The 19,042-nt window shown below is 51.3% G+C and carries 14 protein-coding genes; 12 read left to right on the top strand and 2 right to left on the bottom strand.

All coding sequences use genetic code 11. From position 1 onward, the window contains the following. The first annotated feature begins 11 nt into the window (after nucleotides 1-11). From sdhB to sucD, 5 genes are all read left to right on the top strand, one after another. Nucleotides 12-728: a succinate dehydrogenase iron-sulfur subunit SdhB gene (sdhB, locus tag FQZ95_RS03370; protein ID WP_001235259.1), complete on the top strand. Its 717-nt coding sequence runs from the start codon at nucleotides 12-14 to the stop codon at nucleotides 726-728. A gap of 254 nt (nucleotides 729-982) precedes the next feature. Next, nucleotides 983-3,784 carry a 2-oxoglutarate dehydrogenase E1 component gene (sucA, locus tag FQZ95_RS03365; RefSeq protein WP_001181473.1) on the top strand — a complete coding sequence of 934 codons (2,802 nt, stop codon included), beginning with the start codon at nucleotides 983-985 and terminating at the stop codon, nucleotides 3,782-3,784. A 14-nt stretch (nucleotides 3,785-3,798) separates the two neighbouring features. After that, on the top strand, nucleotides 3,799-5,016 hold the full coding sequence (gene odhB, locus FQZ95_RS03360) for a 2-oxoglutarate dehydrogenase complex dihydrolipoyllysine-residue succinyltransferase (RefSeq protein WP_000099832.1): 1,218 nt from the start codon (nucleotides 3,799-3,801) through the stop codon (nucleotides 5,014-5,016). A 184-nt stretch (nucleotides 5,017-5,200) separates the two neighbouring features. Beyond that, on the top strand, nucleotides 5,201-6,367 hold the full coding sequence (gene sucC / locus FQZ95_RS03355; protein WP_001048602.1) for an ADP-forming succinate--CoA ligase subunit beta: 1,167 nt from the start codon (nucleotides 5,201-5,203) through the stop codon (nucleotides 6,365-6,367). Continuing rightward, nucleotides 6,367-7,236, top strand: a complete 870-nt coding sequence (gene sucD, locus FQZ95_RS03350; protein ID WP_000025458.1) for a succinate--CoA ligase subunit alpha — start codon at nucleotides 6,367-6,369, stop codon at nucleotides 7,234-7,236. The genes sucC and sucD overlap by 1 nt, the downstream gene beginning before the upstream one ends. A gap of 97 nt (nucleotides 7,237-7,333) precedes the next feature. On the opposite strand, the gene FQZ95_RS03345 is transcribed toward sucD, so the two are convergent. Next, nucleotides 7,334-8,731 carry an RtcB family protein gene (locus FQZ95_RS03345; RefSeq protein WP_105277500.1) on the bottom strand — a complete coding sequence of 466 codons (1,398 nt, stop codon included), beginning with the start codon at nucleotides 8,729-8,731 and terminating at the stop codon, nucleotides 7,334-7,336. A 757-nt stretch (nucleotides 8,732-9,488) separates the two neighbouring features. On the opposite strand from FQZ95_RS03345, the gene hutU reads away from it, so the two are divergent. From hutU to FQZ95_RS03310, 7 genes are all read left to right on the top strand, one after another. Continuing rightward, the gene (hutU, locus tag FQZ95_RS03340; protein ID WP_088541582.1) at nucleotides 9,489-11,186 is read left to right on the top strand and encodes a urocanate hydratase; all 1,698 of its coding nucleotides are present in this window, start codon (nucleotides 9,489-9,491) and stop codon (nucleotides 11,184-11,186) included. A gap of 163 nt (nucleotides 11,187-11,349) precedes the next feature. Continuing rightward, on the top strand, nucleotides 11,350-12,759 hold the full coding sequence (locus FQZ95_RS03335; protein ID WP_088541583.1) for a cytosine permease: 1,410 nt from the start codon (nucleotides 11,350-11,352) through the stop codon (nucleotides 12,757-12,759). 1 nt (nucleotide 12,760) lies between these two features. After that, entirely contained in the window at nucleotides 12,761-13,351 is a 591-nt protein-coding gene (locus FQZ95_RS03330; RefSeq protein ID WP_032183692.1) for a HutD/Ves family protein, read from the top strand. Further along, nucleotides 13,348-14,559 carry an imidazolonepropionase gene (gene hutI / locus FQZ95_RS03325; protein WP_105277501.1) on the top strand — a complete coding sequence of 404 codons (1,212 nt, stop codon included), beginning with the start codon at nucleotides 13,348-13,350 and terminating at the stop codon, nucleotides 14,557-14,559. The genes FQZ95_RS03330 and hutI overlap by 4 nt, the downstream gene beginning before the upstream one ends. Next, nucleotides 14,559-15,509 carry a formimidoylglutamase gene (gene hutG, locus FQZ95_RS03320; RefSeq protein ID WP_032183695.1) on the top strand — a complete coding sequence of 317 codons (951 nt, stop codon included), beginning with the start codon at nucleotides 14,559-14,561 and terminating at the stop codon, nucleotides 15,507-15,509. The genes hutI and hutG overlap by 1 nt, the downstream gene beginning before the upstream one ends. Nucleotides 15,510-15,559: 50 nt before the next feature. Then, the gene (locus FQZ95_RS03315) at nucleotides 15,560-17,230 is read left to right on the top strand and encodes an HAL/PAL/TAL family ammonia-lyase (protein WP_170881811.1); all 1,671 of its coding nucleotides are present in this window, start codon (nucleotides 15,560-15,562) and stop codon (nucleotides 17,228-17,230) included. Between the two features lie 270 nt (nucleotides 17,231-17,500). After that, entirely contained in the window at nucleotides 17,501-18,406 is a 906-nt protein-coding gene (locus FQZ95_RS03310) for a LysR substrate-binding domain-containing protein (protein WP_001214260.1), read from the top strand. A gap of 33 nt (nucleotides 18,407-18,439) precedes the next feature. Here the strand turns inward: FQZ95_RS03310 and cobO are convergent, their stop codons facing one another. Next, a complete protein-coding gene (gene cobO, locus FQZ95_RS03305; protein WP_000388210.1) occupies nucleotides 18,440-19,042 on the bottom strand; it encodes a cob(I)yrinic acid a,c-diamide adenosyltransferase in 603 nt (200 codons plus the stop codon).

The following is a 19,042-nucleotide window of genomic DNA, read 5'->3' as shown; positions in this document are numbered from 1 at the left end:
GAGACAGGAAAATGAGACTCGAGTTTTCAATTTATCGCTATAACCCGGATGTTGATGATGCTCCGCGTATGCAGGATTACACCCTGGAAGCGGAAGAAGGTCGCGACATGATGCTGCTGGATGCGCTTATCCAGTTGAAAGAGAAAGATCCCAGCCTGTCGTTCCGTCGCTCCTGCCGTGAAGGTGTGTGCGGTTCCGACGGTCTGAACATGAACGGCAAGAATGGTCTGGCCTGTATTACCCCGATTTCGGCACTCAACCAGCCGGGCAAGAAGATTGTGATTCGCCCGCTGCCAGGTTTACCAGTGATCCGCGATTTGGTGGTAGACATGGGACAATTCTATGCGCAATATGAGAAAATTAAGCCTTACCTGTTGAATAATGGACAAAATCCGCCAGCTCGTGAGCATTTACAGATGCCAGAGCAGCGCGAAAAAATCGACGGGCTGTATGAATGTATTCTCTGCGCATGTTGTTCAACCTCTTGTCCGTCTTTCTGGTGGAATCCCGATAAGTTTATCGGCCCGGCAGGCTTGTTAGCGGCATATCGTTTCCTGATCGATAGCCGTGATACCGAGACTGACAGCCGCCTCGACGGTTTGAGCGATGCATTCAGCGTATTCCGCTGTCACAGCATCATGAACTGCGTCAGTGTATGTCCGAAGGGGCTGAACCCGACGCGCGCCATCGGCCATATCAAGTCGATGTTGTTGCAGCGTAATGCGTAAACCCAGGCCTGATAAGACGCACAAGCGTCGCATCAGGCAACCAGTGCCGGATGCGGCGTGAACGCCTTATCCGGCCTACAAAAGAAATGCAGGAAATCTTTAAAAACTGCCCCTGACACTAAGACAGTTTTTAAAGGTTCCTTCGCGAGCCACTACGTAGACAAGAGCTCGCAAGTGAACCCCGGCACGCACATCACTGTGCGTGGTAGTATCCACGGCGAAGTAAGCATAAAAAAGATGCTTAAGGGATCACGATGCAGAACAGCGCTTTGAAAGCCTGGTTGGACTCTTCTTACCTCTCTGGCGCAAACCAGAGCTGGATAGAACAGCTCTATGAAGACTTCTTAACCGATCCTGACTCGGTTGACGCTAACTGGCGTTCGACGTTCCAGCAGTTACCTGGTACGGGAGTCAAACCGGATCAATTCCACTCTCAAACGCGTGAATATTTCCGCCGCCTGGCGAAAGACGCTTCACGTTACTCTTCAACGATCTCCGACCCTGACACCAATGTGAAGCAGGTTAAAGTCCTGCAGCTCATTAACGCATACCGCTTCCGCGGTCACCAGCATGCGAATCTCGATCCGCTGGGACTGTGGCAGCAAGATAAAGTGGCCGATCTGGATCCGTCTTTCCACGATCTGACCGAAGCAGACTTCCAGGAGACCTTCAACGTCGGTTCATTTGCCAGCGGCAAAGAAACCATGAAACTCGGCGAGCTGCTGGAAGCCCTCAAGCAAACCTACTGCGGCCCGATTGGTGCCGAGTACATGCACATTACCAGCACCGAAGAAAAACGCTGGATCCAACAGCGTATCGAGTCTGGTCGCGCGACTTTCAATAGCGAAGAGAAAAAACGCTTCTTAAGCGAACTGACCGCCGCTGAAGGCCTTGAACGTTACCTCGGCGCAAAATTCCCTGGCGCAAAACGCTTCTCGCTGGAAGGCGGTGATGCGTTAATCCCGATGCTTAAAGAGATGATCCGCCATGCTGGCAACAGCGGCACCCGTGAAGTGGTTCTTGGGATGGCGCACCGTGGTCGTCTGAACGTGCTGGTTAACGTGCTGGGTAAAAAACCGCAAGATTTGTTCGACGAATTTGCCGGTAAACATAAAGAACACCTCGGCACGGGCGACGTGAAATACCACATGGGCTTCTCGTCTGACTTCCAGACCGATGGCGGCCTGGTTCACCTGGCGCTGGCGTTTAACCCGTCTCACCTTGAGATTGTAAGCCCGGTAGTTATCGGTTCTGTTCGCGCCCGTCTGGACAGACTCGATGAGCCGAGCAGCAACAAAGTGCTGCCAATCACCATCCACGGTGATGCCGCAGTGACCGGGCAGGGCGTGGTTCAGGAAACCCTGAACATGTCGAAAGCGCGTGGTTATGAAGTTGGCGGTACGGTACGTATCGTTATCAACAACCAGGTCGGTTTCACTACCTCTAACCCGCTGGATGCCCGTTCTACGCCGTACTGTACTGATATCGGCAAGATGGTACAGGCACCGATTTTCCACGTTAATGCGGATGATCCGGAAGCCGTTGCCTTTGTGACCCGTCTGGCGCTCGATTTCCGTAACACCTTTAAACGTGATGTCTTCATCGACCTGGTGTGCTACCGCCGTCACGGCCACAACGAAGCCGACGAGCCGAGTGCAACTCAGCCGCTGATGTATCAGAAAATCAAAAAACATCCGACGCCGCGCAAAATCTACGCTGACAAGCTGGAGCAGGAAAAAGTCGCGACGCTGGAAGATGCCACCGAGATGGTTAACCTGTACCGCGATGCGCTGGATGCTGGCGATTGCGTGGTAGCAGAGTGGCGTCCGATGAACATGCACTCTTTCACCTGGTCGCCGTACCTCAACCACGAATGGGACGAAGAGTACCCGAACAAAGTTGAGATGAAGCGCCTGCAGGAACTGGCGAAACGTATCAGTACGGTGCCGGAAGCGGTTGAAATGCAGTCTCGCGTTGCCAAGATTTATGGCGATCGCCAGGCAATGGCTGCCGGTGAGAAACTGTTCGACTGGGGCGGCGCGGAAAACCTCGCTTACGCCACGCTGGTTGATGAAGGCATTCCGGTCCGCCTGTCGGGTGAAGACTCCGGTCGCGGTACCTTCTTCCATCGCCATGCGGTGATCCACAACCAGTCCAACGGTTCCACTTACACGCCGCTGCAACATATCCATAATGGCCAGGGCGCGTTCCGCGTCTGGGACTCCGTACTGTCTGAAGAAGCAGTGCTGGCGTTTGAATACGGTTATGCCACCGCAGAGCCGCGTACGCTGACCATCTGGGAAGCGCAGTTTGGTGACTTCGCTAACGGTGCGCAGGTGGTTATCGACCAGTTCATCTCCTCTGGCGAACAGAAATGGGGCCGGATGTGTGGTCTGGTAATGCTGCTGCCGCACGGGTATGAAGGGCAGGGGCCGGAGCACTCCTCCGCGCGTCTGGAACGTTATCTGCAACTTTGTGCTGAACAAAACATGCAGGTGTGCGTACCGTCTACCCCGGCACAGGTTTACCATATGCTGCGTCGTCAGGCGCTGCGCGGGATGCGTCGTCCGCTGGTGGTGATGTCGCCGAAATCCCTGCTGCGTCATCCGCTGGCGGTTTCCAGCCTCGAAGAACTGGCGAACGGCACCTTCCTGCCTGCCATTGGTGAAATCGACGAGCTTGATCCTAAGGGTGTGAAGCGCGTAGTGATGTGTTCTGGTAAGGTTTATTACGACCTGTTGGAACAACGCCGTAAGAACAATCAACACGATGTCGCCATTGTGCGTATCGAGCAACTCTACCCGTTCCCGCATAAAGCGATGCAGGAAGTGTTGCAGCAGTTTGCTCACGTCAAGGATTTTGTCTGGTGCCAGGAAGAGCCGCTCAACCAGGGCGCATGGTACTGCAGCCAGCATCATTTCCGTGAAGTGATTCCGTTTGGGGCTTCTCTGCGTTATGCAGGCCGCCCGGCCTCCGCCTCTCCGGCGGTAGGGTATATGTCCGTTCACCAGAAACAGCAACAAGATCTGGTTAATGACGCGCTGAACGTCGAATAAATAAAGGATACACAATGAGTAGCGTAGATATTCTGGTCCCTGACCTGCCTGAATCCGTAGCCGATGCCACCGTCGCAACCTGGCATAAAAAACCCGGCGACGCAGTCGTACGTGATGAAGTGCTGGTAGAAATCGAAACTGACAAAGTGGTACTGGAAGTACCGGCATCAGCAGACGGCATTCTGGATGCGGTTCTGGAAGATGAAGGTACAACCGTAACGTCTCGTCAGATCCTTGGTCGCCTGCGTGAAGGCAACAGCGCCGGTAAAGAAACCAGCGCCAAATCTGAAGAGAAAGCGTCAACTCCGGCACAACGCCAACAGGCGTCTCTGGAAGAGCAAAACAACGATGCGTTAAGCCCTGCGATCCGTCGCCTTTTGGCTGAACACAATCTTGATGCCAGCGCCATTAAAGGCACCGGTGTAGGTGGTCGTCTGACCCGTGAAGATGTGGAAAAACATCTGGCGAAAGCCCCGGCGAAAGAGTCTGCACCGGCAGCAGCTGCTACGGCGGCGCAACCGGCTCTGGCTGCACGTAGCGAAAAACGTGTTCCGATGACTCGCCTGCGTAAGCGTGTGGCAGAGCGTCTGCTGGAAGCGAAAAACTCCACCGCCATGCTGACCACGTTCAATGAAGTCAACATGAAGCCGATTATGGATCTGCGTAAGCAGTATGGTGAAGCGTTTGAAAAACGTCACGGCATCCGTCTGGGCTTTATGTCCTTCTACGTGAAAGCGGTGGTTGAAGCCCTGAAACGTTACCCGGAAGTGAATGCTTCTATCGACGGCGATGATGTGGTTTACCACAACTATTTCGACGTCAGCATGGCGGTATCTACGCCGCGTGGCCTGGTGACGCCGGTTCTGCGTGATGTCGATACCCTCGGCATGGCAGACATCGAGAAGAAAATTAAAGAGCTGGCAGTTAAAGGCCGTGACGGCAAGCTGACGGTTGAAGATCTGACCGGTGGTAACTTTACCATCACCAACGGTGGTGTGTTCGGTTCCCTGATGTCTACGCCTATCATCAACCCGCCGCAGAGCGCAATTCTGGGTATGCACGCTATCAAAGATCGTCCGATGGCAGTGAATGGTCAGGTTGAGATCCTGCCGATGATGTACCTGGCGCTGTCCTACGATCACCGTCTGATCGATGGTCGCGAGTCCGTGGGTTTCCTGGTAACGATCAAAGAGTTGCTGGAAGATCCGACGCGTCTGCTGCTGGACGTGTAGTAGTTTAAGTTTCACCTGCACTGTAGACCGGATGAGGCATTATCGCTTTCTCCGGCAATTGAAGCCTGATGCGACGCTGACGCGTCTTATCAGGCCTACGGGTGACCGACAATACCCGGAAGCGATACGAAATATTCGGTCTACGGTTTAAAAGATAACGATTACTGAAGGATGGACAGAACACATGAACTTACATGAATATCAGGCAAAACAACTGTTTGCCCGCTATGGCTTACCAGCACCGGTGGGTTATGCCTGTACTACTCCGCGCGAAGCAGAAGAAGCCGCTTCAAAAATCGGTGCCGGTCCGTGGGTAGTGAAATGTCAGGTTCACGCTGGTGGCCGCGGTAAAGCGGGCGGTGTGAAAGTTGTAAACAGCAAAGAAGACATCCGTGCTTTTGCAGAAAACTGGCTGGGCAAGCGTCTGGTAACGTATCAAACAGATGCTAATGGCCAACCGGTTAACCAGATTCTGGTTGAAGCAGCGACCGATATCGCTAAAGAGCTGTATCTTGGTGCCGTTGTAGACCGTAGTTCCCGTCGCGTGGTCTTTATGGCCTCCACCGAAGGCGGCGTGGAAATCGAAAAAGTGGCGGAAGAAACTCCGCACCTGATCCACAAAGTTGCGCTTGATCCGCTGACTGGCCCGATGCCGTATCAGGGACGCGAGCTGGCGTTCAAACTGGGTCTGGAAGGTAAACTGGTTCAGCAGTTCACCAAAATCTTCATGGGCCTGGCGACCATTTTCCTGGAGCGCGACCTGGCGTTGATCGAAATCAACCCGCTGGTCATCACCAAACAGGGCGATCTGATCTGCCTCGACGGTAAACTGGGTGCTGATGGCAACGCACTGTTCCGCCAGCCTGATCTGCGCGAAATGCGCGACCAGTCGCAGGAAGATCCACGTGAAGCACAGGCTGCACAGTGGGAACTGAACTACGTTGCGCTGGACGGTAACATCGGTTGTATGGTTAACGGCGCAGGTCTGGCGATGGGTACCATGGACATCGTTAAACTGCACGGTGGCGAACCAGCTAACTTCCTGGACGTTGGCGGTGGCGCAACCAAAGAACGTGTAACCGAAGCGTTCAAAATCATCCTCTCTGACGACAAAGTGAAAGCCGTTCTGGTTAACATCTTCGGTGGTATCGTTCGTTGCGACCTGATCGCTGACGGTATCATCGGCGCGGTAGCGGAAGTGGGTGTTAACGTACCGGTCGTGGTACGTCTGGAAGGTAACAACGCCGAACTCGGCGCGAAGAAACTGGCTGACAGCGGCCTGAATATTATTGCAGCAAAAGGTCTGACGGATGCAGCTCAGCAGGTTGTTGCCGCAGTGGAGGGGAAATAATGTCCATTTTAATTGATAAAAACACCAAGGTTATCTGCCAGGGCTTTACTGGTAGCCAGGGGACTTTCCACTCTGAACAGGCCATTGCATACGGCACTAAAATGGTTGGCGGCGTAACCCCAGGTAAAGGCGGTACTACCCACCTCGGTCTGCCGGTGTTCAACACCGTGCGTGAAGCCGTTGCTGCCACTGGCGCTACCGCTTCTGTTATCTACGTACCGGCTCCGTTCTGCAAAGACTCCATTCTGGAAGCCATCGACGCAGGTATCAAACTGATTATCACCATCACTGAAGGCATCCCGACGCTGGATATGCTGACCGTGAAAGTGAAACTGGATGAAGCAGGCGTTCGTATGATCGGCCCGAACTGCCCGGGCGTTATCACTCCGGGTGAATGCAAAATCGGTATCCAGCCGGGTCACATTCACAAACCGGGTAAAGTGGGTATCGTTTCCCGTTCCGGTACACTCACCTATGAAGCGGTTAAACAGACCACGGATTACGGTTTCGGTCAGTCGACCTGTGTCGGTATCGGCGGCGACCCGATCCCTGGCTCTAACTTTATCGACATCCTCGAAATGTTCGAAAAAGATCCGCAGACCGAAGCGATCGTGATGATCGGTGAGATCGGCGGTAGCGCTGAAGAAGAAGCGGCTGCGTACATCAAAGAGCACGTTACCAAGCCAGTTGTAGGTTACATCGCTGGTGTAACTGCGCCGAAAGGCAAACGTATGGGCCACGCGGGTGCCATCATTGCCGGTGGGAAAGGGACTGCGGATGAGAAATTCGCTGCTCTGGAAGCCGCAGGCGTGAAAACCGTTCGCAGCCTGGCGGATATCGGTGAAGCACTGAAAACTGTTCTGAAATAAATATCTGTAATAAGAAATAGCCCTCGCCGCTTCCCTCTACAGGAATGGCGAAGGGCTGTCGGTTTCGACATGGTTGGCCATCGTATGATGGCCTTTTTTATGCCTTAAACGTTAACCACGGTCGAAATCTGACCGCAGGCTGAATTAATCCGGCTTCTTGTTGGGCTTCGATAACCGGACCAATATCTTTATAAGCCGCTGGCGCTTCTTCAAGACGTCGTTCTTCGCGCAATGTGACGCATTGCCACGGCAGCGTTGACTCTTCAGTCGCGCGTGAGCGCATGGCCTGCCGACGCTGGCTGCGTCCTGCTCCGTGACTGCATGACCACAGCCACTCCGGGTTGCCGCAACCAACCGCAAGCCACGAATAATCGCCCATTGAACCGGGGATTAACGCCAGATTGCCCACTCGTGCCGGTGTTGCGCCTTTGCGATGAATATTCATTTCATGCTCGCGAAGGATGATGTTATGTGGCACATCCACCACCAGATGCGAATTGTCCTGATGAAAGAGATTGGCAAGACATACGCGCACCATTTCGGCAATTGTCACGCGATTTAACCACGCGTAACGCGCCGCCATTCCTATCGCTTGTAGATATTCCTCCGCCAGTCCGCCTGCCAGACCATATAACCCGCTTTGTGGATGTTTATGTCCGGTGGGCCATTCAGCACGGGCGCGATCCATCCAGCGTCTTCCGACGTAAAAGCCAACATCTCGCGATCCACTGTGGATCATCACCACAATATCGCCTGTTTTCAGCCCTTGTTGCCAGGCTACATGGCGATCAACCACGCTATCAACGACCTGAAGTTCAATAAAATGATTACCTGAACCCGGCGTACCAAGACAAGGATCGCGGAGTAATGCGCGGTCCGTTGCCAGCAGGGCAGGTGGGGCATAACGCGAATGACTGTTATGCTCGTTAAGCCCAATGCAGCGGTCAATCTCTTGCGTCATCCGGGGGATATTTGTACGTGTCCAGAGACCTGCTGATGGCAAGGCCGACATGCAATCTGCCGGTCCGCCATCAAAAAGCGCGGTGAACGCTCGTGCGGATAACGGAACATCGCGCTCATTCTGCAGTAACACTTGTGTTAACCGCTGAGTGATTATTTCTTTATTCGCTTCGGCTTGCTCAAGGGTTAATCCGGTCGTCAGCAGCCGCATGCCACAAGAAATATCGGTGCCGATGGCGGCGGGAATGACTAAATCCGGCGTTGAGGCCACCACCGCGCCAACGGGGACGCCATTGCCGGGATGAAAATCTGGCGTCGCGCACGTCTGGCGTACGTAACCTGGATGGCCTGGTATCTTCACTTCTGCAAAATCAAGCAGTTGTGTCACTGCTTTTTCTTCCAGCGGCAGTTCGTCCGGCAGCAGTACGCGGGCACTGGCTCCTGATGGACGACATAATGAAACAATATTGTTGGCGCGGGAAAGTTGGATCCCTTTGCGCAGAAAGGCTTTATCAAGCCTTGAAAGATGATGCATAACGCTGTCCTGAAATATAGACGTTAATCAACCCCCTGTATTGCGAGGGTAATTTTGTCTTTCCGGTCAGCAGCCAGCAAAAGGGAAAGAAAACGCGCGTAGTGTATGCAGCAATGACGATCAATACAAGATAAAAAAGACTATTAACAAACGGGGGTGTTATAAAAGGGGTAAGTTATCGACGCCAGATTGTAAAATATGAAAAATGATAATTTCCAGTGGATATATTTTAAGATTTATTTTTACGCCTATTTTTACGTCGGGTAACTAGCCATTGTTGCCGTTTTTTAATTATCAAAAGTGGGATGAAAACAAATGGATTATTAATGATAATAAAACATGTCTTTATGACGAATAATGAAGATCTTATTTTAAATATCATTGTGTTATGCGCACTGTGTGGTGTCGGAACACCTGTTGTTACGCTAATATCTGGTCGTTATTAACGCATTTCTTAGATAATTAAATTACTGACATCTTGCAATCTCATCATATTCATATGTTCAAATTAGAAAATATTTTGCCAACAATATCACTTTTTCGACAAGTTAAATTAAGCATATTGAATTCGCATACAACGCGTTGGTGGTTTTGAATTTATATTCATAGTGAATATACCAAGACAAACAATATTCACTAAATGAATTAATAATACAAAATGATAAACGGGAATTATAGAAACCGTTTCTATATTCATTCGTTCGTTTTTTCTGACCGATTACAGCGTTTAATTTTATCAAGTAACAGGAGAAGATTCATGAGTAAGCCTTCAGACCCGCGTATTGATACCAGCCGTGTAATCCATGCGCCACACGGTACGCAGCTGCACTGCAAAAACTGGCAAATTGAAGCAGCCTACCGGATGTTGCAGAACAACCTTGATCCCGACGTTGCCGAAAATCCACAGCATCTGGTGGTGTATGGTGGTATTGGTCGTGCGGCACGTAACTGGGAGTGTTTTGACAAGATCCTTGAATCACTGAAAAATCTGGAAGCTGATGAGTCACTGCTGGTTCAGTCCGGTAAACCCGTAGGCGTGTTTAAAACGCATACCGATGCGCCGCGCGTATTGATTGCCAACTCTAACCTGGTACCGCAATGGGCCAACTGGGATCATTTCAATGAACTGGATCGTAAAGGTCTGTTCATGTACGGCCAGATGACCGCTGGCTCGTGGATCTACATCGGTAGTCAGGGCATTGTGCAGGGAACGTTCGAAACCTTTGTTGAAGCGGGTCGTCAGCACTACAACAATTCGCTGAGTGGAAAATGGATCCTGACCGCGGGGCTCGGTGGTATGGGTGGCGCACAACCGCTGGCGGCGACTCTGGCGGGGGCGTGCTCATTAAATATCGAGTGCCAGCAAAGTAGCATCGACTTCCGACTGCGTACCCGTTATGTCGATAAACAAGCGAAAGATCTTGATGATGCACTGGCGCTGATTAAATACCATACCGAGCGCAAAGACGCTGTTTCAATCGCGCTGTTGGGCAATGCGGCGGAAATTGTTCCTGAGCTGGTGAAACGTGCGCATCAGGGGGCGATTAAGCCGGATCTGGTAACCGACCAGACTTCCGCTCACGATCTGGTTTATGGCTACCTACCGATGGGCTGGAGCGTAGAACAATGGCGCGCTGCACAGCAGGATCCACAGCAACACGCCAGATTGCAAAAAGAAGCGGCACAGAGCTGCGTCGCACATGTTCAGGGGATGCTGGACTTCCAGGCGATGGGGATCCCGGTTGTCGATTATGGCAACAACATCCGCCAGGTGGCCTTCAACGAAGGTCTGCAAAATGCCTTTGATTTCCCGGGCTTTGTTCCGGCTTATATTCGTCCAATGTTTTGTGAAGGCAAAGGTCCATTCCGTTGGGTGGCGCTGTCTGGCGACCCGGAAGATATCTATAAAACCGATGCCAAAATTAAAGAGTTGTTCCCCAATAACGTACTGACGCATCGCTGGCTGGATATGGCGCGCGAGCGCATTGCCTTCCAGGGACTTCCTTCACGTATTTGCTGGCTGGGGCTTGGTGAGCGTCACCTGGCGGGGCTGGCATTCAACGAAATGGTGCGCAACGGTGAACTAAAAGCACCGATTGTGATTGGGCGCGATCATCTTGATACCGGTTCTGTCGCCAGCCCGAACCGCGAAACCGAAAGCATGCTTGATGGCAGTGATGCGGTTTCTGACTGGCCGTTGCTCAACGGTTTGCTCAACACTGCAGGGGGAGCAACGTGGGTATCCCTGCATCATGGCGGCGGCGTCGGGATGGGGTATTCACAACACGCCGGGATGGTTATTGTTGCCGATGGTAGCGAAGAAGCCGAAAAACGTCTGGCGCGTGTGCTGGTGAATGACTGTGCGTCCGGGGTTATGCGTCATGCGGATGCGGGTTATGAAGCGGCAATTGAATGTGCCAAAAACTATGGTCTGAAATTACCGATGATTCGCTAAATATTAACGCCGTCATTTAATATTTGCGCTAATACAGGCGGAGAATAATTCGCCTGTATAACAATAATTATCAAAAAATATTTTTACATCGTCGAGAGAAATATCTCCCGACCCTCTATTGCTGTTTCAAAAAATGACCTCTCATTTTGCAGGAGACTTTTTCATGGAATCAAGCAGCCCTATCCGCAGTAAAAAGCCAGTATTAGAATCAAATACGATTAACGCCGTTCCTGAGTCTGCTCGCCACGGCGCGCCATCTAGTCAGTTTACTTTATGGCTAAGTGCTAACTTACAAATTACCGCAGTGGTGGACGGCGCGTTAGCGATTATTTTTGGCTCCGAAGCTATGTCAGCAATAATTGGTTTATTAATCGGTAATATTATTGGTGGTGCAGTAATGGCATTGCACTCGTCGCAGGGGGCAAAGCTGGGATTACCCCAGATGATCTCCAGTCGTATCCGCTTTGGCGTTAAAGGAGCGGCGCTACCGTTACTGATGGTGATTATTATGTACCTTGGATTTGCCGCGACGGGTACAGTATTATCCGGTCAGGCGATTAACCGGATATTTGGTTTCGAATCGGCATCGACCGGAATTATTATTTTCGGCATGCTGACCGCGATGATCGCATTGGTCGGTTATAAACTAATTCACGTCGTTGGCCGTGTTGCAGGGATATTAAGTATTCTGGGGTTTATTTACCTGGCCACTCAACTTAGCGGTCACTACGATGTGGCTGCGGCATTTGGTCAAAAGCCATTTAGTCTGTCGGTCTTTTTATTAACGATTGCTCTCTCTGCCGGATGGCAATTAACGTTTGCCCCTTACGCCTCTGATTATTCCCGCTATTTACCCTCTGATACGCCAGCAAAATCAATCTTCTTTGCCACCTTTCTGGGAACCACGCTTGGTGCGCAATGTGCCATGACGTTTGGCGTACTTGTTGCGGCCTGTGGTGCTAACTTCCTGAAGGATCAGGTTGGTTTTATGGGCGAGTTAGCCGGACCCACCTTCGCCATTCTGATTTATATGGTGATTGTTTGCGGCAAACTGACGGTGAACTGTTTGAATGCCTACGGTGGCTTTATGTCGATTCTGGCGACCGTCAGCGCCTTTAATGATCGCAGTCAGGTTTCACAGCGTGTTCGTGCTGCCTACGTTGTAGGGTTCGTGCTGTTGTCGATGGTCGTCGCGCTGGCGGCAAGCGCAGATTTTTTGAATAATTTCAAAAACTTCGTTCTGCTACTGTTGACGGTATTTGTTCCGTGGAGTGCCATTAATCTCATCGATTATTACTTCATCTCACAAGGTAAAACCGATATTCCAGCGCTTTATACCCCGGAAGGGCGTTATGGCGCGTATAACAAAACCGCTTTGACGTGCTATGGCGTAGGCGTGTTGGTGCAGATCCCCTTCCTGAATCAAAAACTGTATCAGGGACCCATTTCTGTCCTGATGGATGGGGCGGATATCTCCTGGATTGTCGGCTTGTTAATTACCGCCGTTATCTATTACCCGTGGGCCAAACGCACCACCTGCGTTCCTGCTTATACGATTTATCCCGAGTCTTAATATGGAACCGATGCTGATTTCTGCAATGGATAAGCCGCTGCAACCGTGGCGCAACGGCGGGGGATTTACCCGACAGCTGCTTGCCTGGCCCGATGATGAAAACTGGTTGTTGCGCATCAGTATGGCGAATGTCAGTCAGGATGGCCCTTTTTCAGCGTGGCCTGGCGTGGTTCGTGGCCTCGCGATCCTCGACGGGGAAGGGGTGAAGCTAACGTTTGCCGATTCGATCATCAACCTGCAACGTCACGATCCCGCCTTAATTTTCCCTGGAGAAGCAATGCCTGATTGTCAGCTGCTGGGCGGCGGGGTTCGCGATCTGAATATTATGGCGCGGGAAGGCGATGCGGGGATGCGTCGTGTGCAAAGCGTCATTGACTGGCTCCCTCCGGCGCATGCGCAAGCGGGGCTGTTCACGCTGTGTGAAGGGGAGTGGATAAGCGGCGAGAACAGGGTGTTTGTAACGGCGAATACGTTGTTATGGCGGTTTGCGCCTGATGGCAACTCCTGGCGTTTCGTACCACAGCAAAAAGTCTCCGTCGGCGAGCTGGCGGGTTGGTGGATTTATTATCTACGAGGGGAAAAATCCTTATGAGTGCATTTACGCTCTGGCGAAATACCACCCTGACGACGCTTTCGGCTAATGATTGGGGGGTGATTGAAAACGGTGCATTAATCAGCCGCGGTGACTCGATTGTCTGGCTTGGGAAGGCCACGCAGATCCCCCGTGAACTGACGGCTGATATTACAGAAGAACACGATCTACAGGGTAAGTTGCTGACACCCGGTCTGGTAGATTGTCATACACATCTGGTGTATGGCGGCCAGAGGGCGAACGAGTTTGAGATGCGGTTGCAAGGCGTGGCTTATGAAGATATCGCCAGAGCGGGCGGCGGGATCTTATCTACGGTTAATGCCACGCGGGCAGCCAGCGAAACACAGCTGTTTGAACTGGCGGCGCAGCGACTGCGAAACTGGCAACGTGAAGGCGTCAGTACGCTTGAAATCAAATCGGGTTATGGCTTAACGCTGGAAGATGAAGCGCGTTGTTTACGCGTGATCCGCCGCTTGCAGCAATCTACCGGGTTACATATTCAGTCTACGTTTCTCGGGGCGCACAGCCTGCCGCCAGAGTTTGCCGGGCGCAGTGATGATTACATTACGGCGCTTTGCGACTGGATGTGCGTGTTGCATGAACAGGGGCTGATTGATGCAGTTGATGCTTTTTGTGAAAACATCGCCTTTACTCCAGAGCAGGTACGGCGCGTTTTCAGTAAAGCGCAAAGCTATGGATTACCTGTAAAACTGCATGCCGAACAGCTTTCTGACCAGCAAGGCGCGGCGCTGGCAGCGGCGTTTTCTGCACTCTCCTGCGATCATCTGGAGTACCTGAGCGAGTCGGGGATCGCCGCCATGAAAGCGGCTGGAACAGTGGCGGTTTTGCTTCCCGGTGCTTATTACTTCCTGCGCGAAACCCATCTGCCGCCGATTGTCGCTCTGCGGGCCGCAGGTGTGCCGATTGCCATCTCCACGGATCATAACCCCGGAACGTCTCCCAACATGTCATTGCAGTTGATGATCAATATGGCCTGTACGCTGTTTCACATGACCCCGCTGGAAGCCGTTCAGGGCGTTACACGTCATGCGGCAAAAGCGCTTGGACTTGTTGATCGGGGTGAACTTGCGCCGGGACTACGGGCGGATATGGCTGTTTGGGATCTTAATCATCCGCGTGAGCTGGCTTACTGGTTTGGACATCAGCCTTGTCTGGGGCTGATTGTCGGCGGAAAAAGGAGTTGGTAATGAAGCAAACATTTATGGCATGGAGTGGACGTGTTGACTCGCAGGAAACTGGCGTCAGCACCCGCTGGCATCAGCATGTAAAACCGTTTACCGAACAAAGTCATGGAGGCAGTACGCTGATTGGTTTTGCCGTCGATGACGGGGTGCAACGTAACGGTGGGCGAGCGGGCGCAGCAGGCGGACCGGGCGCATTACGCAGCATGTTGGGCAATATGCCAGTGCTCCATGAAGGCGCTATTTTTGACATGGGTGACGTGCAAAGCGAAGACCACGCGCTGGAACCCGCACAAAACCGTCTGGCGGAAAACGTGGCTATGGCAATTGCGCGCGGCAGTTTGCCGGTCGTTCTGGGCGGCGGTCATGAAGTGGCATGGGGAACATTTCAGGGGATTATGCAGTCGCGTCCGGATATTCGGCGACTGCTGATAGTCAACCTTGACGCGCATTTTGATTTGCGGATGGCGGAAAAGGCCAATTCGGGTACGCCGTTTCGGCAGATGCAGGAGTGGAATGCGCAGCATGGCAAACCGTTTCATTATCGCGTGCTGGGAATAAGCCGTTATGCCAACACTCAGGCGTTATTTGATCGTGCTGATTGTCCTGGTGTGCGTTATTGGCTGGATGAATCTCTGCAATTTGAACGTGGTTTGCATGAGATTGTTAATGCGCTCTCGGCAGATATTCAGGCGTGTGACGCCATTTATTTAACGATTTGTCTTGATGTCTTACCGGGTTATCAGGCTCCTGGCGTTTCTGCGCCTTCGCCGTTAGGCGTGCCATTAAATATTGCTGAGGCTATTGTGAATTTAATTGCCGGTAGCGAGAAGTTGATTGCTGCGGATATTGCCGAACTGAACCCAGATTTGGACCGCGATAATTTGACCGCGAAGGTTGCCGCTCGCCTGGCTGCCACTATTGTCCGTCGAGGAAAAACAGATAAAACAAATTAAGAGGTTGTTGCAGTAATCCGTTGTTAAACTCATCAAAATAAGGAAACACAATGAAAGGATTGATACGCAGAGTCACTGTCACCGTTGTGCTCTGGAGCGTTTGCTCCATCGCGATGGCAAAATCAACCATTACGCTGGATGGCGAACATCTCTCTATTGACCAGGCCTGGTCAATTGCATTAGGTGATAACGGCGTCAAAATCGCGTCGAACGCCATGGAGCGCATGGAAAAAAGTTATGATCTGGTGATGACTGCCGCGCATTCAGGTACGCCTGTTTATGGCTTAACCGTGGGCGTGGGGCTAAATAAAGATCAGCCCATATTTGATGCCAAAGGAAATTTAACGCCTGAGGTGATTGACGCATCGAAAAAATTTAATGCTGCCGCGCTGCGCGCCCATTCTGCGGGCGTCGGTCCGATGTTGCCGGATTATCTTGCCCGTCTCTCAATGGTGTTACGTTTAAATACTATGTTGCATGGGCAAACCGGCGCGCAGCCTTATATTGCCGAGTTGTATGCCGAGTTTATTAATCGAGGCGTTACGCCGTTAATTCCGGCGCGGGGAAGTATCGGCGCAGCGGATATTATGCTCGCTTCACACGTTGGTCTGGTGATGATGGGCGAGTGGAAAGCGCGGGTTAATGGCGTGGAAATGAGTGGTGGCGATGCGCTGGTGAAAGTGGGGCTTAAACCACTGGTCCCGCAGGGTAAAGATATGCTGGCGATTTTGTCGAACAACAGTGTCGGAACAGCATATGCAATTGAAGCGGTACGGTCGGCACGCCAGGTGCTGAATGTCAGTCCGGTGGTTTTCGCCATGAGCCTCGAAGCGTTGAATGGCAATGTCGCGCCGGTACTGCCGCAGTCGATCGCCGTGCGTCCTTTCCCGCAGTTGGCTGATTCCGCTAAAGAGATTCGCGATGCGTTAAGTGGTTCTTATTTATGGCATAAGGATGACAAACGTGCATTGCAGGATCCGTTATCGTTCAGAACGACGGTGTATACCATTTCTGAGGCAATGCGCGCGTTGCGCGATGCTGAAGATACCATTACCGTGCAGATCAACAGTTCCGATGACAACCCGGCAACCGTGCTGAATGCAGACAAAGCGTATCAGGACTCCAGTCAGGTCGCGCAATATTTTGTTAAAGATGGGGCAATCAGCGGTGGGATCTTCCCGACGGCGAATTTCGAATCGTTACCGGTTGCGCTTGCCACCCAGCGTCTGACCGTGGCGTTAGTGCATGTTTCACATAACAGTATGCGCCGCTCGCTGCATCTTGAAGATGATCACTTTACCGGTTTGTCACGCTTCCTGTCGGCAGCAGGTAATAAAGGTCATGGCTTCGGTTCATTACATATCCCGTTTGTTGCGCTGCATGCGGAAAATGTCGATCTCGCTAACCCGGTTTCTTTCGATATTCAACCGGTAGCCGGAGGCATTGAAGATACGGGTGCCAATAACGACCACGCGGCGAGAAGATTGAAACAGGTTGTTGATAATTTGAATGTCATTTATGGCATTGAACTGATGCATTCTGCCCAGGCGATTGATTTGCGCTTGCAAGCCGATCCACAGCTGGCGTTAGGCAAATCAACAAAAGCGATGTTCACCGCTTATCGTCAAGTCGTGCCATTTGTCAGTCAGGATCGGGTCTTTACCCCGGATATTGAAGCATCGCAAAAATTCTTAGAGGGATATGCTATAAATCAAAAATAAAATCTATGTTGATTGTTTATCATTATATCCACAGATATGATAAATGATATCAATTTAATAATTTTCACTTAATGTAATTCCTGATAATCCGAAAGGTGCTGTGCTTTTCGGATTATTATTATCTGATTAAGATAATTGTCACGCCAGGCTTACTGGGTTATAAATGTTAATCATGATTCTTATAAATTATTTATTGCTGCTTTGGTTACCATTACTTCGTAATAAGTAATGTATTTTTGATGGTTTAAACTATTTTTAAGGGACGGCATTATGCGAGGAAAAATACCTAAAACGGAGCTGCTGGTGACTTTTGAGGTCGTCGCACGTCATGAAAGTTATACCAGAGCGGCAGAGGAGTTAGCGTTAACCCAAAGTGCAGTATTCAGACAAGTAAGTGCGTTGGAGGAATTTTTACATACTCCGTTATTTTCACACTCTAAAAAACGCATTTTTCTTAATGATGCAGGGAAGTATTACCTGGGGATAGTAAAAGAAACATTAAATAAATTGGAGCGCGATACCAATACGATTATGACCTGGCAGCCTACGGTTCAGGTTATTGAACTTGCCGTTAATCCTACGTTTAGTACCCACTGGTTAATCCCAAATTTACATGAATTCACAAAGTTACATCCCGATATTATTGTTAATATTCATTCTTTAGCTAATAACGGCGATTTTCTTAATCGGGAGTACGATGCTGTCATTATGCGCGAAAATTTTTGCGCGCCCTGGGCGGAAGTAGAATATCTCTTTGAAGAGGAGATTTTGCCGGTATGCAGCGGCAGTTTGCTTGCAATGTCCGATCAAAAACTGTCAGTGGCAGAACTGCTTACTGAGTTACCACTTCTGCATCAAAGCACCCGTATTACTGGCTGGGAAGAGTGGTTTGCTTTATCTGGCGTTAGCAGTCCGCTGGTCAATAACGGACCACGTTTCGATTTGCTTTCAATGCTGATTGCCGCCGTGCGCTCTAATCTCGGCGTGGCGCTGTTACCACGGTTCGCTATTCAACATGATTTGGATAGTGGCGATATGGTGATTCCCTGTGATGTGCCTATTCGTACCGGTAATCGTTTTATTATGACGTGGCAGGAAGAGAAGTCTGACTCGCCGCACTTGCAGCAATTTCGTGAATGGTTGCTGGCGAAATCGGTCGTACCGCAGGAGATGTAAAACCTGCGCCTGGCTGGATGCCAGGCGCAGTTATTACCAGTCGATACCCGGCTGCGCCTGAATGCCGTTATCAAAAGCATGTTTGACGGGGCGGATTTCGCTGACCGTATCCGCCATTTTTAATATCTGACTGTGGCAACTGCGTCCGGTGACAATGACACTTTGTTGTGCCGGGCGGTTTTGCAGAGAAGTGATCACTTCTTCGGTGTCCAGATAATGGTAAGCCAGCATATAGGTCAGCTCATCAAGCACCACTAAGTCGTAACGCTTGTCAGCCAGCATCCGTTTGCTTTCCGACCAGACCTCTTTCGCCGCGTCGATATCCGCTTGCCGGTTCTGAGTCTCCCAGGTAAAACCGGTTCCCATAATATGAAACTCAACCCCCAGCGGCTGGAGAAGGTTGTATTCGCCGTTGTCCCATTGCCCCTTGATGTACTGCGCAACCCCCACCGTTTTGCCATGACCCACCGCGCGCGTCACAGTACCAAACGCGGCAGTGGATTTCCCTTTGCCGTTGCCGGTGAAAACAATCAAGATCCCTTTTTTCTCTATCGCCGCCGCGACGCGCGTATCGACCTGTTCCTTCAATTTCTGTTGGCGCTGCACATGCCGTTCAGTTGAAATTCGCGCTTCCAT

This window comes from Escherichia sp. HH41S, assembly GCF_009820115.1.
In the GTDB taxonomy this organism is placed as follows: domain Bacteria; phylum Pseudomonadota; class Gammaproteobacteria; order Enterobacterales; family Enterobacteriaceae; genus Escherichia; species Escherichia coli_F.
The sequence above is the reverse complement of the archived record's forward strand: the minus strand, read 5'-3'. Positions and strand labels throughout refer to the sequence as shown.